This is a genomic window from Neolewinella lacunae (assembly GCF_014349155.1).
Classification (GTDB): domain Bacteria; phylum Bacteroidota; class Bacteroidia; order Chitinophagales; family Saprospiraceae; genus Neolewinella; species Neolewinella lacunae.
The window spans coordinates 1-279 of sequence record NZ_JACSIT010000010.1 but is presented as its reverse complement, the minus strand read 5'-3'; the positions used below and the strand labels follow the sequence as shown (position 1 = coordinate 279).

The 279-nt window shown below is 65.6% G+C and carries 1 protein-coding gene; it reads left to right on the top strand.

Going from position 1 to position 279, the window contains the following annotated elements; all coding sequences use genetic code 11:
- Nucleotides 1–279, top strand: a 279-nt coding sequence (locus H9S92_RS00050; RefSeq protein WP_187464691.1) for a hypothetical protein, incomplete at both ends; no start/stop codon positions are given.

The window sequence follows — 279 nt, the reverse complement described above, 5'->3', positions numbered from 1 at the left end:
GACCTGACGGGCAGCATCCTGGATGCGGACTTCGTGGCCTTCGCTTACGGTGACGTAGTGGGCAACGGACGTTCTACGGCAGCCATCGAAGCTGCTGACGCGCAGTTGGAAGCTGGTCAGATGCACACGATGGAAATCCGCGGCGCTGCGCTGGCGGGCTTCCAGGGCACGATCGAACTGGCCACTGGCCTGGAGCTGGTGACGGCCAGCTACGCAGGCGAAGGCGCGATCAACCTGAACCGTGCCGGTGACGGCCTGGTGGCGGTAGCCCTGCGGGGT